This window comes from Streptomyces sp. NPDC050560 (genome assembly GCF_044457285.1).
Lineage (GTDB): Bacteria > Actinomycetota > Actinomycetes > Streptomycetales > Streptomycetaceae > Streptomyces.
Window position 1 is genome coordinate 377,675 of record NZ_JBITGT010000008.1, and the last position, 26,417, is coordinate 404,091.

20 protein-coding genes are annotated in these 26,417 nt (G+C 71.5%); 9 read left to right on the plus strand and 11 right to left on the minus strand.

The window, feature by feature from the left end:
- Positions 1-73: 73 nt before the first annotated feature.
- Positions 74-595: a glutathione peroxidase gene (locus ACIBIW_RS20935; protein WP_399338237.1), complete on the minus strand. Its 522-nt coding sequence runs from the start codon at positions 593-595 to the stop codon at positions 74-76.
- 431 nt (positions 596-1,026) lie between these two features.
- On the opposite strand from ACIBIW_RS20935, the gene ACIBIW_RS20940 reads away from it, so the two are divergent.
- The 5 genes from ACIBIW_RS20940 to ACIBIW_RS20960 all read left to right on the plus strand — a co-directional run bounded on the left by ACIBIW_RS20940 (position 1,027) and on the right by ACIBIW_RS20960 (position 6,252).
- Positions 1,027-2,082 (plus strand): SDR family oxidoreductase, encoded by a 1,056-nt coding sequence (locus ACIBIW_RS20940; RefSeq protein ID WP_399338239.1) that lies wholly within the window; start codon positions 1,027-1,029, stop codon positions 2,080-2,082.
- Positions 2,083-2,299: 217 nt separating this feature from the next.
- Positions 2,300-2,572: an acyl carrier protein gene (locus ACIBIW_RS20945; RefSeq protein WP_399338240.1), complete on the plus strand. Its 273-nt coding sequence runs from the start codon at positions 2,300-2,302 to the stop codon at positions 2,570-2,572.
- Positions 2,569-3,717 (plus strand): acyl-ACP desaturase, encoded by a 1,149-nt coding sequence (locus tag ACIBIW_RS20950; protein ID WP_399338242.1) that lies wholly within the window; start codon positions 2,569-2,571, stop codon positions 3,715-3,717. The genes ACIBIW_RS20945 and ACIBIW_RS20950 overlap by 4 nt, the downstream gene beginning before the upstream one ends.
- Positions 3,701-4,933 (plus strand): beta-ketoacyl-[acyl-carrier-protein] synthase family protein, encoded by a 1,233-nt coding sequence (locus ACIBIW_RS20955; protein ID WP_399338244.1) that lies wholly within the window; start codon positions 3,701-3,703, stop codon positions 4,931-4,933. Before ACIBIW_RS20950 ends, ACIBIW_RS20955 begins: the two co-directional genes overlap by 17 nt.
- A gap of 113 nt (positions 4,934-5,046) precedes the next feature.
- Entirely contained in the window at positions 5,047-6,252 is a 1,206-nt protein-coding gene (locus ACIBIW_RS20960) for a beta-ketoacyl-[acyl-carrier-protein] synthase family protein (RefSeq protein ID WP_399338417.1), read from the plus strand.
- A 100-nt stretch (positions 6,253-6,352) separates the two neighbouring features.
- On the opposite strand, the gene ACIBIW_RS20965 is transcribed toward ACIBIW_RS20960, so the two are convergent.
- Positions 6,353-7,387 carry an endonuclease/exonuclease/phosphatase family protein gene (locus ACIBIW_RS20965; protein ID WP_399338246.1) on the minus strand — a complete coding sequence of 345 codons (1,035 nt, stop codon included), beginning with the start codon at positions 7,385-7,387 and terminating at the stop codon, positions 6,353-6,355.
- 874 nt (positions 7,388-8,261) lie between these two features.
- Here ACIBIW_RS20965 and ACIBIW_RS20970 point away from each other — a divergent pair.
- Both ACIBIW_RS20970 and ACIBIW_RS20975 read left to right on the plus strand, forming a co-directional pair.
- Positions 8,262-8,819, plus strand: coding sequence for an OvmZ protein (locus ACIBIW_RS20970; protein ID WP_399338248.1), 558 nt, complete (start codon positions 8,262-8,264; stop codon positions 8,817-8,819).
- 1 nt (position 8,820) lies between these two features.
- The gene (locus ACIBIW_RS20975) at positions 8,821-9,000 is read left to right on the plus strand and encodes a helix-turn-helix domain-containing protein (RefSeq protein WP_399338250.1); all 180 of its coding nucleotides are present in this window, start codon (positions 8,821-8,823) and stop codon (positions 8,998-9,000) included.
- 234 nt (positions 9,001-9,234) lie between these two features.
- Here the strand turns inward: ACIBIW_RS20975 and ACIBIW_RS20980 are convergent, their stop codons facing one another.
- The 8 genes from ACIBIW_RS20980 to ACIBIW_RS21015 all read right to left on the minus strand — a co-directional run bounded on the left by ACIBIW_RS20980 (position 9,235) and on the right by ACIBIW_RS21015 (position 21,140).
- On the minus strand, positions 9,235-9,900 hold the full coding sequence (locus ACIBIW_RS20980) for a class I SAM-dependent methyltransferase (RefSeq protein WP_399338252.1): 666 nt from the start codon (positions 9,898-9,900) through the stop codon (positions 9,235-9,237).
- Between the two features lie 9 nt (positions 9,901-9,909).
- Positions 9,910-10,707 (minus strand): hypothetical protein, encoded by a 798-nt coding sequence (locus ACIBIW_RS20985; protein ID WP_399338254.1) that lies wholly within the window; start codon positions 10,705-10,707, stop codon positions 9,910-9,912.
- Positions 10,708-10,877: 170 nt separating this feature from the next.
- The gene (locus ACIBIW_RS20990; RefSeq protein WP_399338256.1) at positions 10,878-12,509 is read right to left on the minus strand and encodes a class I adenylate-forming enzyme family protein; all 1,632 of its coding nucleotides are present in this window, start codon (positions 12,507-12,509) and stop codon (positions 10,878-10,880) included.
- 96 nt (positions 12,510-12,605) lie between these two features.
- Positions 12,606-13,568: a UbiA family prenyltransferase gene (locus ACIBIW_RS20995; RefSeq protein WP_399338258.1), complete on the minus strand. Its 963-nt coding sequence runs from the start codon at positions 13,566-13,568 to the stop codon at positions 12,606-12,608.
- Between the two features lie 3 nt (positions 13,569-13,571).
- Positions 13,572-15,875: an aminodeoxychorismate synthase component I gene (gene pabB / locus ACIBIW_RS21000; RefSeq protein WP_399338260.1), complete on the minus strand. Its 2,304-nt coding sequence runs from the start codon at positions 15,873-15,875 to the stop codon at positions 13,572-13,574.
- Between the two features lie 166 nt (positions 15,876-16,041).
- Positions 16,042-17,214, minus strand: a complete 1,173-nt coding sequence (locus ACIBIW_RS21005; protein ID WP_399338262.1) for a 4-hydroxybenzoate 3-monooxygenase — start codon at positions 17,212-17,214, stop codon at positions 16,042-16,044.
- Between the two features lie 117 nt (positions 17,215-17,331).
- The gene (locus ACIBIW_RS21010) at positions 17,332-18,405 is read right to left on the minus strand and encodes a polyprenyl synthetase family protein (RefSeq protein ID WP_399338264.1); all 1,074 of its coding nucleotides are present in this window, start codon (positions 18,403-18,405) and stop codon (positions 17,332-17,334) included.
- A 389-nt stretch (positions 18,406-18,794) separates the two neighbouring features.
- Positions 18,795-21,140 carry an MMPL family transporter gene (locus ACIBIW_RS21015; protein WP_399338266.1) on the minus strand — a complete coding sequence of 782 codons (2,346 nt, stop codon included), beginning with the start codon at positions 21,138-21,140 and terminating at the stop codon, positions 18,795-18,797.
- Positions 21,141-21,447: 307 nt separating this feature from the next.
- On the opposite strand from ACIBIW_RS21015, the gene sigJ reads away from it, so the two are divergent.
- Positions 21,448-22,431 carry an RNA polymerase sigma factor SigJ gene (gene sigJ, locus ACIBIW_RS21020; protein ID WP_399338268.1) on the plus strand — a complete coding sequence of 328 codons (984 nt, stop codon included), beginning with the start codon at positions 21,448-21,450 and terminating at the stop codon, positions 22,429-22,431.
- 2,385 nt (positions 22,432-24,816) lie between these two features.
- Positions 24,817-25,584: a transposase gene (locus tag ACIBIW_RS21025; RefSeq protein ID WP_399338270.1), complete on the plus strand. Its 768-nt coding sequence runs from the start codon at positions 24,817-24,819 to the stop codon at positions 25,582-25,584.
- 65 nt (positions 25,585-25,649) lie between these two features.
- On the opposite strand, the gene ACIBIW_RS21030 is transcribed toward ACIBIW_RS21025, so the two are convergent.
- Positions 25,650-26,417, minus strand: coding sequence for a GTP cyclohydrolase I FolE2 (locus ACIBIW_RS21030; protein WP_399338272.1), 768 nt, complete (start codon positions 26,415-26,417; stop codon positions 25,650-25,652).

Sequence of the window (26,417 nt, forward strand, 5' to 3'; positions counted from 1 at the left end):
CCGTGGCGGAGGGCGGGCCCGCCTCCGGCAGGGCGCCGGGGCGGGCCATGGGTGCAGCCTTGTGCCGGTGTGGTCAGTGGCCTCCGGCGGTGGCCTTCTCGACGGCGGCCAGCACCTCGGGGGCCTCCGGCTCGGTCTGGGGCGAGAACCGGGCCACCACCGCGCCGTCGGGGCCGACGAGGAACTTCTCGAAGTTCCAGCGGATGTCCCCTGAGTGGCCCTCGGTGTCGGCGAAGTCCACGAGGCGTCGGTAGAGCGGGTGCCTGCCCTCGCCGTTGACCTCGACCTTCTCCGTCATCGGGAAGGTCACGCCGTACGTGGCCGAACAGAACTCGGCGATCTCGCCCGCCGTGCCGGGCTCCTGCCCCATGAACTGGTTGCAGGGCACCCCCAGTACGCTGAAGCCCTGCGGCTCGTACCGCTCGTGCAGCCGCTCAAGACCCGCGTACTGCGGGGTGAGGCCGCAGCGCGAGGCCACGTTCACCACCAGGACCGTACGCCCGCGAAACTGCCCCAGATCGGCTGCGCCCCCGCTCAACGCCCCGATCTCGACTTCGTAGATGTCCCCGGCCGTGCTCTGCGCTTCATCGCTCATGCCCGGATGCTAACTCCGCCGTCTGAACGGCCGCCCCCGGCACGGGACCCGGAGCCCGGCGCCCCCGGTCGCGAACGCGCCCTCGCGTAATGGCCCGCCGCCGAATTCCGCCGGGGCGGCCCGCGCGCGAATCGCCACACCCAAAAGAGGTGCATCTCTGTTCCGGCGCGAAAGCGAGACTCATGCGCCCCCTCGTCACCAAGTCGCCTCCCAGCCACGCCAACGCGCCCCCCGCGGCCCGGACACAGCGGGCCGACCAGCCCCGGCCACCACCCATACCCCGACAGGAATGGGATGATTCGCCATGTTCCCCAAGGCAAACGCTTAAGCGTCGAAAAGGCGTTCATTCGAATGGCCCACATCTCTTTTCGCCTTTGTCCGAATGATCTGACACAGTCCTCAAAGTGACACAAACAGCTCAAGGGGGATTCATGCGTACCCGGAGGGTCCTGGTGACCGGAGCCGGCGGTCAGGTGGCCGCCGCGGCGCTGCCCCTGCTGGCCGCCGACCACGACGTGGTGGCCCTGACCCACCGGACCGGAGTGCCGGGCCCCACGGTGACCGGCGACATCACCCGCCCCGGCCTGGGGCTGCCAGGCGACGTCCGCAGGGAACTGGCCGCGCGCGTGGACACGGTGGTGCACTGCGCCGCCGACACCGGATTCGGCCCCGACACCGCGCACACCCTGCGCGTGAACGCCGAAGGCACCCGCAACGTCGCCGAGTTCACGGCGGAAGCGGGCGCCACCCTCGTCCACCTCTCCAGCGCCTTCGTCGCCAGGAGAGAACTCGCCCGCGGCAACGCCGCCCTGTTCGGCGGCTCCGACACCGCACCCGTGCTCGCCTACCTGGACTCGAAACTCGCCGCGGAACGCATCGTGCGCGAACTCGGCGTGCCCACCGTGACACTGCTGCCCTCCGTGGTCGTCGGCGACTCGCACACCGGCCGCAGCCAGCGCCACCAGGGCCTCACCGCGACCCTGTTCTGCGTGGTACTCGGCTGGGTGCCGTGGCTCCCCGGGCAGCCCGACACCACGCTCGACCTCGTCCCGAGCGACCTGGTCGCACGCGCCATCGCCACCGCCGTCACCCGCGGCGAGAGCGGCGGACGCCACTGGGTGACCGCAGGCACCACGGCCCCCCGCCTCGACCGGCTCTGCGACCTCGCCCACGAGATCGCCCACGACCACGGCATCCACCTGCCGAGGCCACGCCTCGTGCCTCCCCCCGAGGCCCCCGCGCTGCTCAACCGCCGCGCCCCCGGCGCCCGTACCACCCGGATGCGGCAGATGCTCGGCCAGGCCGCCGTCCTCCACGGCGGCGAGCCCTTCCCCTCGGACCACCACACGCTGCTCGGCGCGCCACCCGCCACCCCGGCCGCCACCGAGAACGCCTTCCGGCAGACCTTCACCCATGTCGTGCGGGAACACCTGTGGTCCAGACCCACGAGCACCCGCAGGGGCGCGCCGCCCGCCCCCGCCGCCTGACGACCGCGACACACGGTCCCGTGCCTGCCCGGACCGCCCCGAACCCGGGAGCGGCTCGCGCGGGCACGCCCGCGACCCCGCGCGCCACCGCGCAGGGGCCGCACAGGCACGCCAGCCCCGCACCCACACCCGTCCCCGCGGCGCCCCCGCGCGCCGACGGGCACGACACGCAACGGCAGGCCGGGCCACCCCGGCAGTCCCGCCCTCTGGAGTCCCCATGGAACGCAGCGCCCCCTCCCTCCCGGAGGAGTTCGTCTCTCTGCTCACCGACCACTTCCCGCTCGACCGGGCACGCCTCGTGCCCGACGCCACCTTCGAGAGCCTGGAGATGGACTCACTCGCCCTCATGGAGATGGTCACCATCGCCGAGGAGGACCTCGGCTTCGAACTCCCCGACGAGGCCATGGACCTGACCCCCGCCACCACCCTCGGCGAGGCCGTACGCGCCCTCAACCTCGCGCCCGCCCGGCACGCCGCGAGGGCCTCATGAAGACCATCGGCGACCCCGGCCTCCTCAGAGAACTCGAACCCTGCGTCGCCCGCTACGTGGACCGCCACCTCAGGACGTCCCGCATGTGGTTCCCCCACCAGTACGTGCCCTGGAGCACCGGCAGCGACTTCGACGGCCCCCTCGGCGGCGAGCCCTGGGACCCCGGCCAGGCCGCCCTGCCGGCCGCCGTGCGCGACGCCATGGTCGTCAACCTCCTCACCGAGGACAACCTCCCCAGCTACCACCTGGAGATCGTCCGCCACGTCGGCCGCGACGGCCCCTGGGGCACCTGGGTGCACCGCTGGACCGCCGAGGAGGACAGGCACAGCCACGCCCTGCGCGCCTACCTCACCGCGACCCGCTCCGTGGACCCGATCGCCCTCGAAGAAGAGCGCATGCGGCACGTCTCCACCGGGTTCCGCTTCGACCACGACGACTCGCTGCTGAGCGCCCTGTCGTACGTGGCCGTCCAGGAACTCGCCACCCGCGTCGCGCACCGCAACACCGGCCGGGCCTGCCGGGAGCCCGCCGGGGCCGGGCTCCTGGCCAGGATCGCCGCCGACGAGAACCTCCACATGGTCTTCTACCGCGACGTCTGCTCCCAGGCACTCGAACTCGCCCCGGAAGCCTTCATCCGCGCCTTCACCGACGTCCTCACCTCCTTCCGCATGCCGGGCCACACCCTGCGCGGATACGGCGCCAGGGCCGGCCGGATCGCCGCCTTCGGCATCTTCGACCCGCGCATCCACCACGACCAGGTCGTCGTCCCCCTCGTGCGCTCCCTCGGCCTCCTGGAGCGGGGCGCACTGCACCCCGAGGGCGCCCGCGCCCAGGACGACCTCGGCCGCCACCTGGAGGACTCGGCCGACCGCGCCGACCGCTTCGACCGGCTGCGCCCCCGCCTCGCCCGCCGCCACCCCGGCGGCACGGAACGGCCCGCCGCCGCACCGGAACAGGCGTTCCCCACGATCCCCCGCGTCCGCCGCCCCGCCCCCGGCGACACGGCACACCGGGCCGCACGCCCAGGACCCGCCGCCGCCGACGACGGCTGCCCGAGCCTGCCCCCACCGGTCCACCCGCTGGACCGGGACAACGGCCCCCGCCCGCACCCACCCGAGAGCGAGAACGATGCCCGCCGCACCTGACGTCGCCGTCACCGGACTCGGACTGATCACCCCCGCGGGCCTCACCGTCGAGGACAACTGGGCCACCCTCTGCGCGGGACGCTCCCTCGCCACCCGCGACCGTGCGCTCGCCGGGCTCCCTGTGGACTTCACCTGCCGCGCCCCGGCCTTCGACGCGGCGGCCGAACTCGGCAGAGCGCGCGCGTTCCGCCTCGACCGGGCCGCGCACCTCGCGCTGCTCGCCGCCCGCGCCGCCGTCGCCGACGCCGGACTCGACCCCCGCGCATGGCCGGGCGAACGCGTCGGCGTCGTCCTCGGCACCGGAGGCAACAGCCTGGACACCTACCCCACCGAGTTCGGGCACCTCAACGCGGGGCGCCACAGCCGCATCTCCCCCCTCGCGCTGCCCCGCAGCATCGCCAGCACCCCCGCGGGAGAGGTGGCCATCGACCTGCGCGCCCTCGGCCCCAGCTTCGCCACCGCCAGCTCCTGCGCCTCCGCGGCCACCGCCATCGGCATCGCGCGCGACCTGCTGCGCTCCGGCACCTGCGACATCGTCCTGACCGGCGGCAGCGCCGCGCCCCGCGACGCGATGAGCGTGCTCTCCTTCACCCGCATGAAGGCGCTCTCCCGCCGCGCGGAACGCCCCGAGGAGGCATGCCGCCCCTTCGACGCGGACCGCGACGGCTTCGTCCTCGGCGAGGGCGCCGCCGTCCTCGTGATGGAGCGCGTCGACGACGCACGCGCGCGTCGGGCACGCGCCTGGGCCCTGCTGCGCGGCTACGGCTCCACCTGCGACGCCCACCACCCGCTCGCGCCGCTGCCCGACGGCGCCGGTGCCGCCCGCGCCGTGCGCACCGCCCTGGACGACGCGGGCGCCGCCCCCGAGGACATCGGCCACATCAACGCCCACGGCACCGCCACCCGGCTCGGCGACGAGGCCGAGGGCGCCGCGCTCGTACGGGAGTTCGGCGACTGCCCGCCTCCCGTCACCGCCGCCAAGGGCGTCGTCGGCCACTCGCTGAGCGCGGCCGGGGCCCTGGAGGCGGCGTACACCATCCTCAGCCTGCACCACCAGCGCATCCCGCCGACGGCCAACTTCCGCCACCAGGACGACGCACAGCCCAAGCTCGACATCGTCGCGGGCGCCCCGCGCCCCACCGCCATGAGGGCGGCGCTGTCGTCCTCTTTCGGCTTTGGCGGCCACAACGCCGTGCTGCTCTTCACCACGCCCTGAGCCCACGGAACACGTACAGAAAGGTTCCGCCCGTGCCACCCCGCGCAGTTCCGCAGCGGCCGGCAGCAGTCCCCGAAGGACCCGGCACCCCGCCCCCCGGGGACCGCGACGCGATCGTCACCGGCATCGGCCTCGTCACCCCCGCCGGCACCGGAACCGAGGCGGTCTGGGCGGGCCTGCGCGCCGCCGCCCCGCGCGCCGCCGCCGACCCCGTCCTCGCGGGACTCCCCGTCGACTTCTCGTGCGCGGTCCCCGACTTCGACGCCGCCGCCCTCCTCGGCGCCATCCGCGCCCGCCGTCTCGACCCCTACTGCCACTTCGGGATCGCCGCCGCACGCCAGGCCGTCGCCGCCGCCCGGCTCGCCCCCGCCACCTGGTGCGCGCCCCGCGTGGGCGTGGTCATCGGCACCAGCGGCAACAGCCTGCACTCCTACGAGGACCAGTTCCACCGGCTGCGCCGCGGTGCCCGCCGACTGTCCGCGTTCAACATCACCCGCAGCCTGCCCAACATGGTCGCCGCCGAGATCGCCCTCGACCTCGGTGCCCGCGGCGTCAACCTGGTCACCGCCACCGCCTGCGCGTCCGGCGCCACCGCCCTCGGCACCGCGCTCGACCTGCTGCGCGCGGGCCGCTGCGACATCGTCCTCGCCGGTGGCAGCGACTCGGGCCGCAGCAGGATGACCGCCGCCTGCTTCGCCAGCATCGGCGCCCTGTCCCGGCGCCGCCACGACCCGGCGCGCGCCTCCCGCCCGTTCGACACCGGCAGGGACGGCTTTGTCCTCGGCGAGGGCGCCGCCGTCCTCGTCCTGGAGCACCCCGCGCACGCCCGCCGCCGCGGCGCCCCGGCCCTCGCCCGCCTCGCCGGGTACGGGGCGGGCGCGGACGCCCACCACCCCGTCGTCCCGCACCCCGGGGGCGCGGGCGCCGAGGACGCGGTGCGCGCCGCGCTCGCCGACGCGGGCTGTACGGCGGCGGACATCGACCACATCAACGCCCACGGCAGCGCCACCGTGTACAACGACGAGGCCGAGGCCCGGCTGATCCGCCGGGTCTTCCCGCACGCGCCGCCGGTGACCGCGAGCAAGAGCGTCATCGGGCACTGCCTCGGCGCCGCCGGGGCCGTGGAGGCCGCGATCACGGTGCTGTCGCTCCGGCACGGCGCCGTGCCCCCCACCGCCAACCTGGACGGCCAGGACCTCGACCTGGAACTGGACGTGGTCACCAAGGCCCCACGCACGGTGGCGATGCGCACCGCCCTGAGCACGTCCTTCGGCTTCGGCGGGCACAACGCCGCGCTGGTGTTCAGGGCGGCGGACTGACCCGCGCGTACGCCGCCCTGGCGCCCGGCGAGGGCCCGCCGCGGACGGACACGCGCGCTCTACGCGCGGGGCGCGCGCGTCCCGCGTGACCTCGGCCGGGTCAGCTCGCCGGGAACGTGGTCGTCGCGGTGACCGGGACGTGGTCCGAGGACTTCACCCGGGCGTCCGTCACATAGCAGGACGTGGTGGCGTCCTTGCTGGCGAAGATGTAGTCCAGCTTCGAGCCGCGGGTGCCGTCGGTGCCCTGGAAGGTGCCCTCGCCGTCGCGCGCGCCGCCGTAGTTGGCCTGGTCGCACTCGGTGTACGCGTCGTACAGCGGCCCCACGGTGCTGTTCTTGCTCGCCACCGGCGTCGCCGAGTTGAGGTCGCCGCCGAGGATCACGCGCGGGCCCGAGCCCCCGTAGCCGATGAGGTCCTTCACCTGGGCGGCCTGCGCGTCGTGGAAGGCGGCCGAGGAGCCGCCGGGCGCGGGCGTGAGGTGCGTGCCGCACACGCGCGTGTTCCACGAGGCGACGTCGGCGCAGATGGCCGCCTGGTGGACGTTCCAGTGCTTCCACTTGTCGCGCGCGTGAGGCACGTGGTCCTCGGGGTAGTAGTGCACGGCGAACGAGGCGTCGGCCTTCACCCCGATGGAGATCCCGAAGTTCCCCCGGCTCTTGGCGCAGGCCCGCGGTGCGACCGTGCCGGTGGGGGAGGAGCCGCTGCCCTCGTCCTTGATGCCGGTGAACCGGAAGTTCCAGTCGGAGCTGACCTTCTTGCGCAGCGCGACGATGTCGTTGTAGCAGACCTCCTGGAGGAACACCACGCGCGTGTCGGGGTGGAGCGTCTGGATGCGGTTGGCGAGGTCGGAGGCTACCTTCTCGGTGTTCTGACCGTTGATACAGACGTTCGTGGTCGGCGCGGTGTTGGCGCACGCGTTGAACGTCATGGTCTTCAGCGTGAGTTCGGCGGCGGCAGCCGACGCCGCCTTGTCCGCCCCGGCCTTGGCCCCCGTGGACGCGGCGTCCTGGGCGGCCGCGGTCTGGACGGCGCCGCCGGCCAGGGCCAGGGCCGCCCCGACCGCGAGCACGCCCCGCGCGCGCCGCAGCCCCGCGCGCCGACTCGCCTCACCTGTGCGGTACTTGCGTTGGATCATGTTCTGCTTCCCCCTGAAACTGAGTCATGTCCGTGACAACGGGGCCGACCCTAGCGAGCCCTGACGTGTCGTGGGGACCGTCCGCTGCACATCGTGCGGATTCGTGACGCCACGCCCCATCATGGGCAGGGAGGGGCCACGACCATGCGCCGACGCATCCGAAGCGCCGCTTTCCCGGGCTTCCGGTAGATTTGTGAAAACAGGGGGCGGGAGACCCGTTTCGACTGCCGGTGAGGTGTAAATGGGCGCATGAGGGTGATGAGGGGGAACCGCTAAGGGCAATTCCGTTTTCGTGTGCGGCTTGACGCTTGTTCTGGTGTCTCATCTCCTCTGTGTGGCGGGCGGGTTCATGGATTTCAACGCCCGGTACGATGAGCGTATGGCCATGAATAATTACTTCACGACGGCATGATTGCCTGTTTCTTTATGGGGCCTGTGGATTTCCTCCTTGACGCTGCTCAGGGCCCTGGTTACCTTGGAGACCCTGAATCACGCAGGGAATTGCCTCGGGGGATTCTCATGGGCAAGCCGCTCTTTCCACATGGCCGCGCACGGCGATAAAGCGAATTCGCCGTGCCCCATCCGCATGGCGCCGGCAGTCACTGCCGCCCATCCTTTAGTCGGCTCGCCCATTCCCCCCTGCCCGGACTCATGGCACCGCGCCATGAATCCGAATTCACCTCCCCTTGCCTCCGTGGCGCCACAAACACGCGAGAAAACTCGCGCCACCCGTGTGTGCCCGCAGGGGAACTCGAATTAACGGGAGCCTCAAATGAACCACGGTCAACCATGCCCGGTAACAAGGCGGACAGAAGTCGCGGAAGCCACCCAATTAAACCGGGCCCGTATCGGGAACGGCCCCTCACCGGCCAGAATGCAGGCCCTTCTCGACGAACTCCCCGCCCTCTACGACGCATGCGGGCACGCCCTGGCAGGACCGGGCGACCGCAGGGTCAAGGAACGCATCACCGGCACCCGGAACATCGGCATCGCACTGCGACAGGCCATCCTGGACGTACGCGACGCCACGCTCCAGGTGCTGGCCTCCTGGGCCGACCTGGTGGTCCAGGAACGCGCGACGGACGACCGGCCCGCCCGGAACGTACCGGCCCTCGCGGAGTTCCTCTCCCACCACCTGCCCTGGCTCGCCGAGCACCCCGCCGCGGACTCCCTCCTCGACGAACTCGACGCCCTCACGGCCGACGCCCACCGCGTCATCGACACACCGGAGCCCGCCGACACCGTCCTCGGCCCCTGTGTCATCCCCGGCTGCGACGGCACCATCATCGCCCCGGCCACCCCGGACACCGGGACGGGCCCGCCCGCGCCCCGTGTCCACTGCGACGCGGGCCACACCTGGAGCCCCCAGCAGTGGCTGCTCCTCAGCCGCCGCATCCAGCCCGGCAACAGCCCACGGACCACAGGAGACTGACGTGCCGCCGAACCGCCACAGGCGGCTGCCCACCAAGCTGGCCGCCCTCGCCCTCGGCGTGTCCGAGGCCACCATCCGCCAGTGGGCCCGCCGCGGAAAACTCACCCGCTACGGCTCCCCCGGCCGCGCCATATACGACGTCGACGAACTGGCAAACCTGGCCGAACGCCGGGACCACTGACCGCAGGAGGGCGGCGCCCTCTCCCCGTCACCGCGCCCCGCGCGTCCCGGAGTCCTCGGCGGACGCGTACGCCGCATCACGCGCGTGGGCGCGGACCACCGCGACGCGGCGCCGGTGGTTGGCCGTGGCGATGAGTTGGGCGATCGCGCTCCGACCGGGTTCAGGGGCGCGAGCCCGCCGGCCACACCCCCACCGGGGCTCCGAATCCCGCACACCCTTCACGCCGTATCCGGCTCACCCGACGGTCGCCTCGAAGAGCCCGCAGCATCCCTCCATCCGTAGCTCGTACGTCGAGAACCGTCGGGCCAAGGCGTCGTCCAACGCCTCCGCGCCGTCGTCCGCGTTGTGGAAGACCCCGGACCTGTTCAGCCGGCCCATTTGAAAACGGGCGCCCCGGCCCACCGGCACCCCCGCCGACAGGACCGTCGCCCCGAAGATCCGGCCGCCCTCCCGCACACACGCCGCCACCCGGTCGAAGACGCGCGCCTTCTCTTCGAACGAGCCCGGCAGACAGTGCAGCAGGAAATTCATCGACGCCGACTCCTGGGACCGCTCCGGCAGCGGCAACGGCTCCAGGGCGTTCGCACGCACCGCCACCGGCCGGAACCGGGCCAAGCGCTTCGCCGCGTACCGCAGCGCCGTCTCGTTGAGGTCCACCAGCGTGACCCGGGGAACGGCACCGGACTTCTGGCAGCGGTCCAGGAGATAGCCGGTCCCCACGCCCACATCGAGATGCGACGCCGACACGTTCCGCCCGAACAGCTCAAGCAGCTTCCCCTTCGGGCACTTCCAGGTGTAGCGGCAACTCACCTCGTACAGCGCGAAGTCGTACACCGCGAGCGTCAGCCGGTTGTACACGGCATGGCCCGCCCGCACCTCCGGCGACAGCGGTCTGGTCACGGCAGCCTCCTAATCCGTCGTCGCCCCGGACACCGCGCCCGCCCCCGGCCCGACACCGACCACCGCTATGTCCTCCGTACCGCCGCGCGCCACGTCCACGGGGGGCCTGCGAAGGGTCCACGGCGACTGCCCCTCCGCGCGTATGCGCCGGCGCAGCAGCACGATGTAGGCGATGTCGAGGGCGCTGACACTCGCCGCTAGCAGCTGCAGCAGATGCCGCTCGGGATACAGGCCGACGAAGAGGAAGCCCACCATCAGCGTCCCCAACCACTTCCCGAACGCCACGTACAGGCACTGCCCCGCCGACGAACCGCGCCGGTGCAGCATCAGCAGAAACGCCAGACTCAGGGCGATGTTGATCCCGAGCCCCGTGTAGATGCCGTAGAAGTCCCCGAACTCGAAGGTGAGCGTCACCAGGAACACCGAGGCATAGCCGAGCGTCCCCCACACCACCCACCGGAACGCCCCCGGAGACAACCCCGTGTCCCTGCCCCCGTACCGCAGCGCCTGGGCAAGGATCACCAGATCGAGCACCATGGCCCCGAAGTTCAGCGGGCGCTGCTCGGGCAACTGCTCAAGCACTAGGGAGTGGGTGAACTCCCAGGCCAGATTGACCGGCACCAGCAGCACCGGGATGCCCACCCGGCGGTCCACCCGCGCCCGGTGGATCGCCAGCGCGTAGGCGGGCAGCCAGAAGACACCGACCGACAGCAACAGGGTCCAGTAGAGCCAGTCCGGCATCGGGGACGTGGCGGTGTCCACCGGGGCGGTGGCCGGAAGATCGATGAGAGGGTCGGGGACCCACATGGGAAGCACTCCTTGTCTGGGGGAACTCCGGGACGCGGTGACAGGGCGGGAGTGGGCCGGGCAGGGACGGAGCCGGAGCCGGAGCCGGAGCCGGAGCTGTGCCGTGCCGTGCTGGAGCCGGTGTTGCAGCCGGAATCCGGGCAGTTGGGCGGGGGCGGGGCCGTTGCCGCTCAGGTCCAGCGGCCGGTGCCGAAGGACTCGCCGGGGCCGAGGACCTTCTCCCGCAGCGGTATCCGGCGCACCTTCCAGGTGGCCGTCCTCGGCATCTCGTCCCAGGGCAGGATTCGCGGCCTCCCCAGCGCCGGCAGCCCCTCCGTGGCGAGCCGCCACTCCTCGGAATCGAGTTGCCCGTCCCGGATCGCCAGTACCGGCACGGGCAACTCCCCGCGCACCGCGAGTACCACCACCTCCGTGGCCCTCGGCAACCGGTCGAGCAGCACGCTCTCCAGTTCGATACAGCTCAGGCCAGGAATCATGTCGACCTCCCGGTCGATCAGGCTGAACCGGAAGAGTCCCACCCGTCTGCCCAGGTCCCCGGTGTTCCACCAGCGGCCGTCGAGCTTCGCCCGGTGCCGGTCGCTCTCCCCGAGGTAGTCCAGACAGCGTCCCGCGCTCGACGCCATCAACAGCCCTGGCTCACCGCGCCGTACCGTCCGCCCCGTCGCCGGGTCGACGGCCCGCACCCGGCACAGCAGCGGCCAGCCGACCTCGTTGGTGACACCGTGCGTGCCGGCCCGTTCGCCCGCCGACGGACGCGGCCGCACCGAGCGCCGGGTGAAGAGGTTCGAGCACAGCGGCCCCGTCTCCGACTGTCCCCAGCCGTGCGCCCACAGCGGCAACTTGCGCTCCGACGCGCTCAGGAACGCGCGAACCGTCCGCGGGTGGACGGCGTCGAAGGTCGTGACGAACAACCGCACACGCGCGAACAGCGCCGGTCTCAGATCCGCCAACTCCTCCCACCGCTGGAAGATGTTCGGACACGCCTCCAGCACCGACGGCCGGTGCCGGGACAGCATCTCCGCCACTCGCTCCGGCGCCGGGTCCGACAGGACCACCATGCGTCTCGGCGCCAACCTGAGCTGCCCGGCCGTCCACGACAGCACACGGAAATGCGCAAACGAGATCGCCGAAGCGGTCACGTCCGACCGTCTGCTCACCACCACCGGCAGCCGGGACGACTCAAGCCGTGCCTGCGCCCCCACCGCCGTGGCGGCCGAGTGGACGACCAGCTTGGGCACCCCTGTCGTGCCCGAGGAGTGGGTCACGACCATCGGCTCGTCCGCGGCGCCCATCCGCACCGGCGCGGGCGCGGCACCGAGCACGTCCGCGAGCCGTAAGGCGTCGCCGGGGAGCGGGACCCCCGGCTCACCGAGGACCACCGTCCGCTGCCCGGAACCGACCAGTTCACAGCTCTCCACCGCGGCCCGCGCCACCACGGCGGCCCCGAGGACCACAAGCCGTGGACCAATCCGGTCGATCATGGTCCTGATGGACCCGGTCGCCGTGATCGGTGCGATCATCACCGGGAGGGCGCCCATCCTCGCGGCCCCGGCGGCGACGATCACCGTGTCGTAGTGGTTCTCCTTGACGATGGCCACCCGGTCCCCGTGCCGCAGCCCCGCCGCGTGCAGCCAGCCGGACGCCTCCCGCACCAGAGCGGCCAGCCGGGCGCCGTCGAGGACCGTCCCGGCGTCGGGGGCGATGTCGAAGGGCCGGTCCACGTGCATCACCGTCTGCCGGGACCGGCCCGCATGCCATTCGAACAGCTCTCCGAGGTGGTTCGGCGTGCGCGCGCGTGCCAATGGCTCCTCCTTCGGTGGGGGTACGGCTGGTGGGGTCAGGGCAGGGGTGAGCGCCGCACGTCGTGCGGGGGCGTTTCGGTGGTGGGGGGGGGCGGGTCAGCCGCGGAGTGTCAGCAGGGCCGTGGTGGCGGCACCCAGGAAGCCGAGGTCGTAGGCGAGGAAGCCGATACGACGTGCCTTCAGCCACTGCCCGCGGAGCGGGCCCGCGCGGAGCTGCGCGAGATGGGCGGCCACCACGGGGGCCAGCGTCAGCGTGGTCCACCAGGGCCACCGGGTGCCCAGGGCCAGCGCCCACACCAGCCCCCAGGAGAGCAGGGCGATCACGACCAGGACCGCGGTGACCACCCGGGGGCCCGCGACCACCGCCAGGGTGCGCCGCCCCACCCGGCGGTCGCCCTCGGCGTCGTTGGCGTTGGAACAACTGCTGACCATCACATGCCACGTGCCCAGCAGCGACGCCACCAGCAGGGCGTCGGCGGACCATCCTTCGTGCACGGCCACATACGGGGCGAGCAGTCCCGCGGCGGTGGCCGAACCGAGCAGGCACTCCGCGCCACCCCTGAAGAAACTGAGCCGCAGGCCCGCCGAGTACTGCACGCTCAGCGCGAACCCCAGCGCGTACAGCAGATACGCGGAGACCGGGGCCGACCATCCCAGGCTCCGGAACGCCCCCGCCCCGCAGAGGACCGCCGCGGCCCCCGCGCCCCACGCGAACCACAGGGCCGCCCGCTCGGTGAGCGCGCCGCTGAGCAGGGGCTTGCCCCGTATGTCGCGGGTGGTGTCGCCGGTGAGGTAGTTGGCGGCGTCGCTGCCGTTGCGGTAGCCGACGATGTCATCGATCGCGCAGGCGCAGGCGAATATGGACACCGAGCCGCCCAGGAACAGCCACATCGGAACCACGGCCGCGGGCCGGTCCGCCGCCGTCGGCGCCAGCAGCAGCCACGCCAGGAGCCAGCCGTAGTACTGCTGGTAGACGAAGCACTTCGACAGCCGGACGCATCCCGCGACTGCCGTCCGGCCGCGCCGTGCGCGCGGGCGGACCCCGGTGGCGGCGGGCATGGCTCACCCCGCCGACCACGGGACCGTCACGGGCCGCGCGGTGATGCCGCGTGGTGTCGCGCGCGGGACGCCGCGCAGGGGGTGGGGGCCGCCCGGGGCCGCGGGCGGGGACAGTGCCCGCAGGGGGGCGTGGGCCTTCAGCAGCATCTCGGCGTACTCCTCCGCGGGATCGGAGTCCAGGACGATGGCGCCGCCGGCGCCGATATGCCAGGCGCCGTCGAACAGCACGGCGGTGCGGATGACGATGTTGAGATCGGCGGTACCGTCACAGCCGAGGTAGCCGATGGCCCCCGAGTACACGCCCCGCGCGTGCCCTTCGAGCGAGTCGATGATCTCCATGGTGCGCTTCTTCGGGGCGCCCGTCATGGAGCCGCCGGGGAACGCGGCCCGTATGCAGTCGATCGCGTCCAGGCCCTCCTTGAGCCTTCCGGTGATCGTGGACACCAGTTGGTGGACGGTGGTGTAACTCTCCACCGCCATCAGCCGGGGCACCGTGACGCTGCCGGGCTCGCAGACGCGCCCGAGGTCGTTGCGGAGCAGATCGACGATCATCAGGTTCTCGGCGCGCGTCTTCGCGCTGGTGGCCAGGGCCTTGGCGAGCAGCCTGTCCTCGCCCGGGGTGGCGCCCCGGGGCGCGGTGCCCTTGATGGGCTTGGCCTCGACCCCCCATTCCCGGTCGACTTTGAGGAACCGCTCGGGGGACGAGCACGCGATCTCCATGCCGTCCCACTTCAGATAGGCGCCGTACGGGGCCGGGTTGTGGCGGCGCAGCCGCCGGTAGAAGGCGATCCCGTCGTCGTCCGAGGGGACGCGCAGGGAGTTCGTCAGGCAGATCTCGTAGCTCTCCCCGGCGAGCAGTTGCCGTCGGCAGGACTCGATATCGGCGACATAGCGTGCGCGGTCCCGTGCGAGCCATGGCTCCGGGTCCAGGGTGCCGGTGGGGGCGGGGGTGGCGCGGGCTGGTTCCGTGCGCGGCAGCCGTGCCAGTGTGGCCGCCGTCGCGTCGAGCCAGCGCTCGGAGTCGGCGGCGCCCGTGGCCGTGCCGTCGTCGAGGGCGAGGACATGGGTGGTGTCCGCCTCGTGGTCGACGGCGACGAGCCGGTCGGCGAACAGCCAGCGGGCGTCCGGCGTGGGGGAGCGGAACCGGGTGGCGGAGCCGCAGTCGGTCCGGAGTTCGTAGCCGAAGTAGCCGACATAGCCGCAGCGGAAGTCGAACGGCAGCTCGGGCCCGCTGACGATCCGCCGCCGCAACTGCCGCTTGAGGTGGTCGAACACGCTGCCGGGTATGCGCCGCGGCACCCCGTCCGCGCCTACCGCCTCCACATGGCCGCTGCCCACCCGGTAGGTCAGGGACTCGGCGAGGGGCCCGCTGCCGTCCCCGAGGAAGGAGAAGCGGGAGAGGCCGGGTTCGACCCGCGCGCTGTCCAGCCAGAATGCCTGGGGCGAGGCGGAGAACAGCGCGTCGAAGACCCGCTCGGTATCCACAGCACGCCCCACCGTCCGCACGCGTAGCCGGAAGACCTGCGGCCGGGGCAGGGCCTCCGCGTGACCCGCGGCACCGGCCCCAGCGGCCTCCGAGTGACCGGCCGCACCGGTTCCGGCCGCCGGGCGTTCCGACGCCATCCGACCGCCCACCGAATCCCCTCCGCTCGTGTGGGTGTCCTGCGGGCGGCCGTTGTGGGCGGGCCCCGGCGTGGACAGCACCGCCTGGTCGCGGCGGGCGGCCTGGTGGCGGCGGGTGAGGTCGGCGAAGTTGCGGACGAGGGCGAGGCCGAAGCGGGTCTCCACGGACTCCGGGTGGAACTGCACGCCCCACTGCGGCCGCTCCCGGTGCCGTATGGCCATGACCACGCCGTCCTCCGCCCAGGCGGTCGCCTCCAGCGCGGTCGGCAGCGCCGCGTCGACGCAGAGGGAGTGGTAGCGGACCGCCGTGAAACCCTGGGGAATGCCGTCGAAGAGTCCGCGTCCGTCGTGGGTGACCGCGGTGAGGTGGCCGTGCCGCGCCCGGGGAGCGGCCCGTACGGTGCCGCCCGCGGCGACCGCGATGCCCTGATGACCCAGGCAGACGCCGAGCAGGGGGACCCGCGCGTCCGCGACGACACTGGCGGCGGCCCCGAAGTCCCTGTCCCGCGCGGGGTGGCCGGGTCCCGGCGAGATCACCACGTTGTCGAACGAACCGAGTTCCACGTGCCGCAGCCGGGGGTCGTCGTGGGTGAGGACGACCGGCTCGCTCCCATTGACCTCGGCGAGTAGCTGGAAGAGGTTGTAGGTGTACGAGTCGTGGTTGTCGATCAGTAGCGTACGCATCGGTGGACTGCCCTCTCTGCGGACGGTGGTGGCTCCGTGACCGGGGCACGCCGAGGGCGCGGCCACGCGCGGACGACAGCCGGGCGGGGCGCGTCGCCGAGTGGGGGGCGCCGCTCGACCCTCCGCGGGCCCACCCGGACTTCGGCGCTGTCCGGGGCCGACGCGGTCAGGCGCGGGGCGTGTTCACATACCGTTCCGCGAACTCCCTCGCCGCGGACGGCGAGCCGACGAGCCGTTCGAGGCGGGCCCGCTGGAGCTGCTGCTCGAACCGCTCGTGGTGGTCGAAGCGGTGCAGCAGCGTGGTCATCAGAGCCGAGAACTCCTGTCCCTGCCAGGCTCTCCGCAGTGCCTGGGCGGAGTAGCGGTCGAGGGGCTCCGGGTCGCGATCACGATACCAGGAGGTGAGAGCGTCAGCGAGGGCGGCGGTGTCGGCCATGGCGAGGTTGAGCCCGAGGGCGGCGCTGGGCGGCACGATGTGCGCGGCGTCGCCGACGAGGAACAGCCGCCCGTACCGCATGGGTTCCGCGACGAAGCCGCGCATGGCCGTGATGCCCATGTCCAGTACGGGCCCTTCGGCGAGGTCGTCGAGCGCGAGCCGCAGCCGTAGCTCGGGCCAGACGCGCCGCTCGGGCCAGTCGCTCAGGCAGGCCCCGCTGCCGACCTGGAGGTAGAGGCGGCTGACGGCGCGCGACCGCATGCTGTGCAGGGCGAAGCCCCTGTCGTGGACCGCGTACATGACCTCCCGTGTCGAGGGCGGCACCCGGGCGAGGATGCCGAGCCAGGCGAAGGGGTAGTCGTACCGGTACACCGTGAGCCGCCCGCTGGGTATCGACTGCCGGGACACACCGTGGAATCCGTCGCAGCCCGCGACGAAGTCGCAGCGGAGCCGTGTCCGCTCGCCCCCGAGCGTGCAGTGGAGTGCCGGGGTGTCGCCGTCCACTCCGGAGATCCGGATGTCGTCGACGCCGAATTGGAGCCTTCCGCCGACGTCGAGCCGCGAGGCGATGAGGTCCTTCACGATCTCCTGCTGGCCGTACATGGTCACGCGGCGGCCGGTGAGTTCCGCCAGCGGGATGCGGTGGGCCCGGCCGCCGAAGCGGAGTTCGAAGCCCTCATGGACCAGGCCCTCACGGTCGAGCCTGGCGGCGACTCCTGCCTGTCTGAGGGTGTCCACCGTGGAGTGCTGTAGTTGCCCCGCGCGTACCCGCCCTTCCACGTACGCGCGTGTGCGTTTCTCCAGCACCACCGACTCAATGCCCCGCTGGTGCAGCAGGTGGGACAGCAGGAGCCCACTGGGGCCCGCCCCGACGATGCCGACCTGGGTGCGCTCCTGCTTCAACCGGCCCCCTCGCTCGCGGCCGTGCTTCTGGCACCTTCCACCTCGGTCCCTCCCTCTCGTCCCGTGCCCGTCTCCTCCGCCCGCCCGCACCGCGCGCGGTGGTGTGGCGGGCGGGCGTCATGTGGTGCGGTAGGCCACCGCGTAGGCCATGTCGACGAGTTCGTCACGCCACTGCTGGGGCAGCGGTGCCGTCGCCAGCGCGTTGCGGCCGTCGGTCACGAGGCGCTCGATGGTGCGCTCGACCTCGTCCGCCACCCCGGCCTCGGCCAGCAGCGGGCGTAGTCGCTCCGGTTCGATCCGTCCCGCGCGTACGAGCGCCCGCACCCTGTCGTCGCGTTCGACGGCGAGGGAGAGCAGCAGGGTCATCTTGCGGCGGCTGAGGTCGAGCCCGGCGGGTTTGCCGCTGGCGGTGGTGGTGCCGAAGGCGTCGATGAGGTCGTCGCGGAGTTGGAACGCCTCGCCCACCTTGGTGCCGTACGCCTCGAAGAACGGGGCGAGCCCGGGGCGGCCCGCGAGGGCGGCCCCGATGACCAGGGGCCTGTGGACGGTGTAGTGGCCCGACTTGGTCAGGGCGATGTGCCGGGCCAGCCGTGGGTCGGTGGAGAGGTGTGCGGCGGCGCTGATGTCGAGGCACTGCCCGGTGATCAGCTCGGTGCGCAGCTCGCCCCAGAGTTCGCGGATCTCGAACGGCACTTCGGCCATGAACCGGTCCGAGTAGACGAGGGCGAGGTCGCCCGCGAGGACCGCCATGCTCTCGCCGAACCTGCGTGGTTCGCCGTGCCAGCCGTGGTCGCGGTGCCGCCCCGTCTGCTTGGCATGGACGGTGGGGAGGCCGCGGCGGTGGGAGGCGGCGTCCATCATGTCGTCGTGGATCAGGGCGGAGGCGTGGAGCAGTTCGAGCGCGATGGCCGCCGGCACCGCGCGGGGGTCCTCGGGGTCGCCCCCGGCGGCGAGATACCCGCTCACGCAGAACGCCGGACGCAGCCGTTTCCCCCCGGCGGTCACCAGCTCGGATATGGCCTCCAACGGCACGACCGCCCCCGGCCCCACGCCTCGCCATCGGGTGTGTTCGGCGGCGAGGAACGCGCGTAACCGCTCCTCCGCCAGGTCCATCAGCCGCCGACGCTGGCGGCGCAGCGTGTCGCGTGCCGACGCTGCCGCTACCGCGGGCGTTCCCGCACCGGTTGTCATGGAAATCGGGCTCCTTCCACGCTCGGATGGGCACGAGAGGGGGCTCGTAAGGCGGCGGACGGGGGCGGACGGGGAGGGGTGTTCGTGTGCGGGGCGGGCCAGGTGCGGGGATCGGTCGCGAATTCGGCACGGCTACCGGTGGAGTCCGGCCGTGCACAGCGCAACGGCCCCGGATTCGCGCGGAATCCGGGGCCGTCGTCGCTGTCTTCAGGATGGGGAACGAGCGTGCAATGCCTTGGAGCGGTCCGTCACCAACTCCCGGACCTCAACGCGGGCACACTGCGCCGCCAAAAGTGTGACACAGGCGATGTGCCCCGCACAACCCCCTTTGAGGGGCCGTATCCCCTGAAGTCCGAAGTCCATCCCGGCGGTCCGCGTCCCGCACCGTTTCAGGAGTCCGTGTCACAGAGCACACCGTCGGCCGGTGCCGCCTCCTTGCCCGGGGGCGGCGCCTCCTCCCCGTCCCGCAGCCCGAATCTGCCGTGCAGCCTGGTCAGGGCGGCCGGGGCCCACCAGGTCGCCCGCCCCGCCAGCCGCATGGCAGCAGGGAGCAGCGCGCCGCGCACCAGCGTCGCGTCCATGAGTACCGCGAGCGGAAGCCCCACCCCGAACGCCTTCGCGAAGCTGATGCCCGAGAAGTTGAAGGCGAGGAAGACCAGCGAGATCAGCACGGCGGCCGTCGTGACGAGCCGCCCGATGCGTTCGAGCCCCTGCGCCACCGCGGCCGTACCCGAACCGCTCAGCGTGTACTCCTCCCTGATCCTCGCGAGCATGAACACCTGGTAGTCCATGGCGAGTCCGAAGGACAGCGCGAACAGCATCACGGGAACCGTCGCGATCACGCTGCCCGTTACCGTGAAGTTCCCCAGCAGCCAGGCCAGATGCCCGTCCTGGAAGATCCAGACGAGAGCGCCGAAGGTGGCGGTGATGCTCAGGCTGCTCAGCACGATGGCCAGGAACGGCAGCAGCACGCTGCCGGTCAGCAGGAACAGCAGCACCACCATCAGCACCGTCAGGGTGATCAGTGCCGCCGGCAGCCGTTCGCCGAGCGCCGCGGTGGCGTCGACGCTGATTGCGGCGGGGCCCGCCACCAGCGTCGTGAACGGCGCCCGGGTGCCGCGCACCGCCCGCACCAGCCGCTCCGCCGCTCCGGTCGCCTCGTCCGCGCTCGGCACCACCGAGAGGTAGAAGGCGTCCCGGGCGCCGAAACGGCGGTGCTGCGCCCCCGCCTCCACCGCCCTCGCCCCGGAACGGAAGCTTCCGGTCACGGTGTCCACACGGGCGACTCCGTCGAGCGCCGAGAGCCTGCGCGCGTACGCGGAGATCGCCTCCGGGGTGGCGTCGGCGTGCGGCGCGACGACTTGGAGCGCGTTCTGCTCGCCGGTCGGGAACTCCGCCCGTACCACCTCCGCGACCTGCCGGGACACGCCTGAGGACGGCATCACGCGCTCGTCGGGCAGGCTCAGTCGAAGCCCGAGCACGGGCGTGCCGAGCAGCAGCAGGAAGGCGACGACGAGGGTCGCGATCGGCACGGGACGCCGCATCACGAGCGTGGCGAGCCGGTGCCAGAAGCCGTTCTCACCGCCTCCGCCTCCGCCTCCGCCTCCGCCTCCGCCTCCGCCTTCTCCCCTGTTCTCGTCCCCACGCCCGTCCCTGTCGGCCGCGTCCCGGTCGGCGGCGGCTTCACGCGCGCGTGCCGCCCTTCGGCGTCCCAGCAGCCTCCCCCGGTCGATGTTCGGCCCGAGCGCGGCCAGCAGCGCAGGAAGCACCACCAGCGACGCCGCGGCCGCGAGAACGGCCGTGGCGACACCCGCGTACGCCATCGAACGCACCGCGAGCAGCGGGAACCAGCCGAGGCACGCCAGCACCACGGCCACCGTCAGCGCGGAAAAGACGACGGTACGGCCCGCCGAGCCCATGGTGCGCCGGACCGCGTCCCCGGTCGCGTGCCCGGCGCGCAGCTCCTCGCGGTAGCGGTTGACGATCAGCAGGCTGTAGTCGATGGCCAGGCCGAGCCCGAGCAGGGTGACGATGTTGACCGAGAAGATCGACAACTGCGTGAACGTCGTCAGCAGCCACATCACCCCCATCCCGAGCAGCGCGGTCACCAGCGCGACCACGAGCGGCAGCGAGGCCGCGACGACGCTCCCGAACACCACGACCAGCGCGATCAGCGTCACCGGGAACACCAGCGTCTCGCCGAACGTGGCGTCCTTCTTGGTCTGCTCTGTCAGTTCGTACTGGAGCACCCCGTAGCCGCCGGGCTTGATGTGCAGCCCGCGCCAGGTCGTGTGGTAGCGCGCGAGCAGCTCACGCGCGCGTTGCTGCACGGCGCTCTCGTCGCCCGTGATGGTGCCGACGACGAGCGCCTTCTCGCCGCCGGCCCCGCGCAACTGCGGTGATCTGCCGCTCGTCCAGTACGAGGCGGCGTCGACCACGCCCCGTTCCGCGCCGAGCCGCCGCGTCAGCGCCGTACCCGCGCGTGTGACGTCCTTCGTGTCGACCCCGTCGGGGGCCGTGACCAGCAGCACCAGGTTCGGCGCGCCCTGGTCGAAGGTCTTGGCCAGGGCCTTCGTGGCCCGGTCGGACTCGCTGCCCGACGCCTCGAAGCCGCCGGGGGACATCCGGCCGAACAGCGTGGTGCCCGCCGCGCCGCCGAGTAGCGCGAGCAGCAGCGCGCAGACCAGCACGGACCGCCGCCTGCGCAGCGCGAACGCCGACAGTCTCCGTAACATGACAAGTTCCCTTCTCCGTGTCGGGCGCCCGCGCGGGACTCGTGGACGGCCGTCGGCCGCGTGGGCGCCCGTGTCGTTTCGCCACCCGCGCGTGAGCCCGCTCGTGCGACCGGGGGCGTACGAGCGGGGCCCGCGCGGTGCGGTAAACCGTTGCGTCCGGCCCGGCCGGACCGTTGTGATCTCGGCTGCGCCCTAGACGCACGGGACGTCCGCGATGTGACATCGGCGCCATCTCTGTCGCGTTTGCCGGATTGACCGCGTCTTCGGGCGGTACGCGGGCATGCCCCAGGAGAGCGAAGGAGCGAGGGTGCGTGAGGACACCAGTACCGGCCGCGACACGGCGAAGCCGGTGCTCGACGAGGCCACGGAGTCGTTCGTGCGGCACAGGGAGCTGCTGTTCTCACTGGCCTACAACCTGCTCGGCACCGTCTCCGACACCGAGGACGTCCTCCAGGAGACCTGGCTCTCCTGGGCGTCGGCTCCCCGCCGCGACATCGTCAACCCGCGCGCGTATCTCGTACGGATCGCGGTCAACGAGGCGGTGTCACGGCTGCGGCGCGTCCAGCGGAGCAGGGAGCGCTACGTGGGCCCGTGGCTGCCGGAACCCCTGGCCACCGAGGTGGCAACGGCGGAGGAGCGGGCGCTGCGCGCCGAGTCGGTGTCGCTGGCGCTCTTGGTCGTCCTGGAGACGCTGACACCACTGGAAAGAGTGGTTTTCGTGCTGCGGGAGGCGTTCGGCTACGCGCATGCGGAGATCGCCGCGATCCTCGGCCGCAGCCCCTCGGCGGTCCGTCAACTCGCGCGTCGCGCCCGCGCGCACGTGGAGGCGAGACGGCCCCGCTTCGACCCGGACCCCGCGGCCCGCCGCGCGGCCACGGAACGGTTCCTCGCGGCGACCGTGAACGGCGACATCGAGAGGCTGATGAACGTACTGGCGCCGGACGTACGGCTCTGGTCCGACGGCGGCGGCCGACTGCGCGCCGCGCTGCGCGTGATCGAGGGCCGGGAGAAGGTGGTACGCCTCCTCACCGCACTGCGCGCGAACCCGCCTGGCACGCTGGACATCCCCCGCCTCGACATCCGCTACGTGGAGATCAACGGCGGCCCCGCGGCGGCGGTGTTCTCCGGCGCGACCCTCTACGCGGCCCTCGCGGTGGACCTGACCGCCCCGACACCGCGGACGAAGCGCGGTGAGGGCCCGGTGGCGGCCATCTACGGAATGGTCAACCCGGACAAGCTGACCCCACTGGCTCGGTCCCTGGCGCACGGCAGGGGAGAGGCGCCGGGATGACCCACGAGATCGCCGCCATGTGTGCATGACCGACGGGGCGTATAACGCGCGCGTGGCCGTCGACAGGGCACGTGGGATGGCCCTGGACGGGACGGATCTTGGCGACGTCGTTGTCCGGAGAGGAGGGCAGCCTGCGGGCCTCGACAGGTCCCGAGCGCTGAGCCCCTCGTCCGCTCTGACCACGATCGCGAGACCCGCATGGCGCCTCCTGATGGCTGCCGCCACGAACGGGATTGACCTCCACGCGCGCGTGGAGCGCGACCCATGCGGCGCGTGAACGGCCGCGTGACAGCGTCGTACGGGAGCGTGACCGTTCCACGCTTGTGAGATGCCGAACGGCAAGAGCAGGCGACAACAGCTCAGGTTCCGCTCAAGTGGGTGCACGGGAGCGGTGAAGTAGGGGAGGCTGGTGGCCCACGGGATTGAACCGTGGGACCGGCCTCCCCGCTCGGGTCCCACGCGCCCGACCGGGCCCCGGGGGCACCCCGAGGCCCGGTCAAGGCGGCATCCCCCGCTGCCCTCCACGCACGCGTGGAGGACGCGCGACTTTCATGTGGCCGATCTCATGCGGCTACGGCCGGACGACAAGTCGCCAAATCGACTGCTCCCCGAGACGCCCGCCCACCCCGATCCTCGCTGCTCAGCCCCCCGAGGAGCCCCCACCCCCTTGCGCCGCACGCGCGCGTGCCCTGATTCCCTCCCGAGTGCCTTGTATCCGCCGCCAACTCCGGGTCGTCCTGCTTGCCCATGCCGGCCAGGCCGTCTTGCTGCGCAAGCCCGCTGTCCATTCCCTGGGAGCCACTGGTGTGGTCCGTCCCGACCGGGTCGACCGAGATCAAGGCATTCAGGCAATGGAGACGAATTCACTTCTCCCTCCCCGCAATGGGTCGTGGTTCCGTCACTGGCCGTATGCCGGTGACGGTCGAGCCTGAGATCCACGTGTACACCATCGTCATTCCCCGGCTGTCTGCGCCGACGGGCACCAGATTGCTTAGCCACAGCCGGAGTTGGCATCCGATCGCGTGATTGGCGCAGAGCACGGTCTTCCTCGTCGAACTCCCACTGCTCATCGAGGGGTACGTGGAAGGCAGGCTTCCTGACGGACCGATCACGCTGGATCACTGAGTCACAGGGCGAGCATGAGTGCTTTGCGGCAGGGTTCGGCGTGTCTTTCTCCCTGCGTCATGAAGGCCCTGCTCAGGCCATATGCCTCGCCTGCCACGGAAGCATCGGCACCGGTGGTGTGGTCGATCAAGGTCTGGCGCGGACGCCTTGGGACCGGACGCCGTTTCCGAGGTACCCCAGTCCACGGCCCCTGAGCCCGGCGCCCAGCAACTGCACGTCGGTGAGGCTGAGCAGCCGTATGGGGTTCTACCGCGTCGATCGAACTAGTGCTTTCTGCGAGCACGCTTACTTGGCGGAAGGCTCTGCCAGTCACCGTATTGAGGTCCTACTTCCATCTAGGCCCCTGATTCTCGCGCAGCCTGCTGCACGAACATGAACTCATGAGCGCTGCTGGACAGCCTGAGAAGGGACCACGCCATGGCGTAGTCAAGGGACAGCCCAAGTCGGTGCATGAGGCGGCGGGTTCGCCATCGAGATATGAGGGCGAGCAGCCAGCGTCGCGTGCCTAGCATCGTGCCGAGTTGAATCCGGGTTCACTGGCGTGGGCGCCATCCAATGAGTTGCGGCCCGTTGCAGGTCGGTGCTGCCGAGCGCATGCACGGTCTGAGTGAGGGCACGAAAGGAACGCTTCGCGTTGCTGTGGGGCAAGCATCTCGGCGAGTGCCTCCGGCGCGTGATGCCGCGGTGGGGCGTTGTCGTCCTTGCGCCGCGTGCCGTCGATGGAGACGGTGAAATGAAGTCTGGTCAGGTGGTTGGGGATACGTTCGTCGTACATGCTGAAGGTGGTCGGTCGCCCGGAGCGGCTGGGGCCGTCACCAACTCCTGTTTGGACGGTGACGGCCCCTGGGCACTGCGGCGACAGGTGAACAGCCCTATGCGGACGGCTCAACTAGTTCCTGACCAACTCCATGTGGGATCTCCCCGTCCGACACCTGTGGCTCGGGGGTATCCTCCGCGACGGCGGGCATGATGCGATTGGACACCCCAACCTGACAAGCGTTGCCTTCGTGCATGGTGGTGACTCCACCCACCCCGGGACAGTCCGATACCTCCTTCAAACTGGGAACAGTTCATCGCATCCACAGAACACAAGCTGATACTCCCTGGCACGAGCGTGCAGACTGAAAGGCCACGAAAACTAGCCCGGCTCGGGCGATGCTCAGGGGGGAGGGGGCAGAAAGAGCCCGCACGCTGGATGCCGTGGACAGGGTGGCTAAGGGCTGTCCCGTAAGTGCTGGTCACGCATGAGGTGATCTTGGTGTGTCTGGTGTGATCACGGTGTCGGAGCCGTCCTGGATAGCCCCGTTCACCGGGCTGAGCCCGCGGGCCTTCGGGAAGCTGGCGGCGGTTCTGCGGCGTGAGGGTGCGGACGCGGTTCGCAAGGGCCGGCCATGGAGTCTGCCGCTGGAGGACCGGGCGCTGCTAGTCGCGGCGTACCGGCGGACGAACCTGACCGTGCGGCAACTGGCCCCGCTGTTCGGGGTGTCCAAGCCGGCGGCGGACCGGATCATCGACCACCCCGGCCCGAGGCTCGCTCTCCCACCCCGCAAGCGGTCCGGCAAGGACACCGTTCTGATCGCGGACGGCACCCTAATCCCCACCCGCGATCACAGCGTCGCAGAGCAGTCCAAGAACTACCGCTACCCCACCAGCCACCAGGCCGTCATCAATGCCGACACCCGACTGGCCGTCGTGGTCGGCAGACCCCCGCCCGGCAACCGCAACGACAGCAGGGCATGGGAGGAATCCGGCACGAAGGCCGCCGTCGGCACAACCATGACCATCGCCGACGGCGGTCATCCGGGCACCGGGCCCGTGAGGCCCCACCGCCGCCGCACAGGCAGGGAACTGCCCGACTGGAAGCAGGCGCACCACAAGTCCCACAAACAGGCCCGTGCCCGCGTCGAGCACGTCTTCACCCGCATGAAGAACTGGAAGATCCCCCGCGACTGCCGCCTCAAAGGCGACGGCGTCCACCACGCCATGCTCGGCATCACACGGATGCACAACCTCGCCCTCGCCGGATAAACCGCAGGGCCGTACGGCACACCGCCCTACCCGCGGCCAGCCAGAGATCATTTACGGGACAGCCCTTAACCAGAGATGAAAGCGATGGCGTCGTGGCTGTGGATGCTCTCCAGGTTTCGGATGCTCACCACGTGCTGAAGGCTCCGATCCCGGCAGGAGGTGCTTACCGCGCGGGCCATGTCCTCGACGAATACCGGGCTGTCGTACGCCTGCATGGTCAGGACGCGCTCATCGGTGCGCTTCACCAATGGCACTACCGGCGCCGAAGCGCAGGATGAAAGCAACCGCAGCCCGCTCTGAACCGGCAGAGGGTACGGAGTCTCGCCCTGACCGGTCACGGTGAGCGTGACCTGGCTGCGTTGATTGTGCGCGCCATAGTCTGAAATAGCCTTGGAGCACGGGCAGAGGCTGGTCACCTCCGTGGTGACGGCGGTCTTTACTGTCACGTCACCGTTATCCCAATGCCCTTCGATGCGGATGTCGTGAACCTGCCTCGATTCACGGCCACTAGCCGGGGCGACTACAGTTGTGCTTATGGGCATCGCCATTGCCACCGTGATAGCGGGCGCATCCAGGAGATCCGCACCGACCTTGAGGACAACGGGCAACTGGCGAGGGTCGAACCTCTGTAGGCGCTCGTGCACAAGCGCAACCATGCGGCTCATGTGCGTGCCCCGCCGATCGTGCTGGAGCCTCACCGTCACCTCGAAGTTGGCGATGCCCTCCTGCCGGAGGCAGCCGTCCTCGAAGCTCACGGGGTAGCGGACACCGTCGATACCCACCTTGTCGAGTTCGATACCCCGAGTATCAGTCTCGTTCTGGATGTCGTGCAT

What these genes read in the sequence shown, in the direction of transcription:
- ACIBIW_RS20965 (WP_399338246.1), bottom strand. Translation starts at nt 7,387, where the DNA reads ATGATCCAACGCAAGTACCGCACAGGTGAGGCGAGTCGGCGCGCGGGG.
- ACIBIW_RS21030 (WP_399338272.1), bottom strand. Translation starts at nt 26,417, where the DNA reads ATGCACGACATCCAGAACGAGACTGATACTCGGGGTATCGAACTCGAC.
- ACIBIW_RS20950 (WP_399338242.1), top strand. Translation starts at nt 2,569, where the DNA reads ATGAAGACCATCGGCGACCCCGGCCTCCTCAGAGAACTCGAACCCTGC.
- ACIBIW_RS20935 (WP_399338237.1), bottom strand. Translation starts at nt 595, where the DNA reads ATGAGCGATGAAGCGCAGAGCACGGCCGGGGACATCTACGAAGTCGAG.
- ACIBIW_RS20995 (WP_399338258.1), bottom strand. Translation starts at nt 13,568, where the DNA reads ATGCCCGCCGCCACCGGGGTCCGCCCGCGCGCACGGCGCGGCCGGACG.
- ACIBIW_RS20945 (WP_399338240.1), top strand. Translation starts at nt 2,300, where the DNA reads ATGGAACGCAGCGCCCCCTCCCTCCCGGAGGAGTTCGTCTCTCTGCTC.
- ACIBIW_RS20940 (WP_399338239.1), top strand. Translation starts at nt 1,027, where the DNA reads ATGCGTACCCGGAGGGTCCTGGTGACCGGAGCCGGCGGTCAGGTGGCC.
- ACIBIW_RS20985 (WP_399338254.1), bottom strand. Translation starts at nt 10,707, where the DNA reads ATGTGGGTCCCCGACCCTCTCATCGATCTTCCGGCCACCGCCCCGGTG.
- ACIBIW_RS21015 (WP_399338266.1), bottom strand. Translation starts at nt 21,140, where the DNA reads ATGTTACGGAGACTGTCGGCGTTCGCGCTGCGCAGGCGGCGGTCCGTG.
- ACIBIW_RS20955 (WP_399338244.1), top strand. Translation starts at nt 3,701, where the DNA reads ATGCCCGCCGCACCTGACGTCGCCGTCACCGGACTCGGACTGATCACC.
- ACIBIW_RS21010 (WP_399338264.1), bottom strand. Translation starts at nt 18,405, where the DNA reads ATGACAACCGGTGCGGGAACGCCCGCGGTAGCGGCAGCGTCGGCACGC.
- pabB (WP_399338260.1), bottom strand. Translation starts at nt 15,875, where the DNA reads ATGCGTACGCTACTGATCGACAACCACGACTCGTACACCTACAACCTC.
- ACIBIW_RS20970 (WP_399338248.1), top strand. Translation starts at nt 8,262, where the DNA reads ATGCAGGCCCTTCTCGACGAACTCCCCGCCCTCTACGACGCATGCGGG.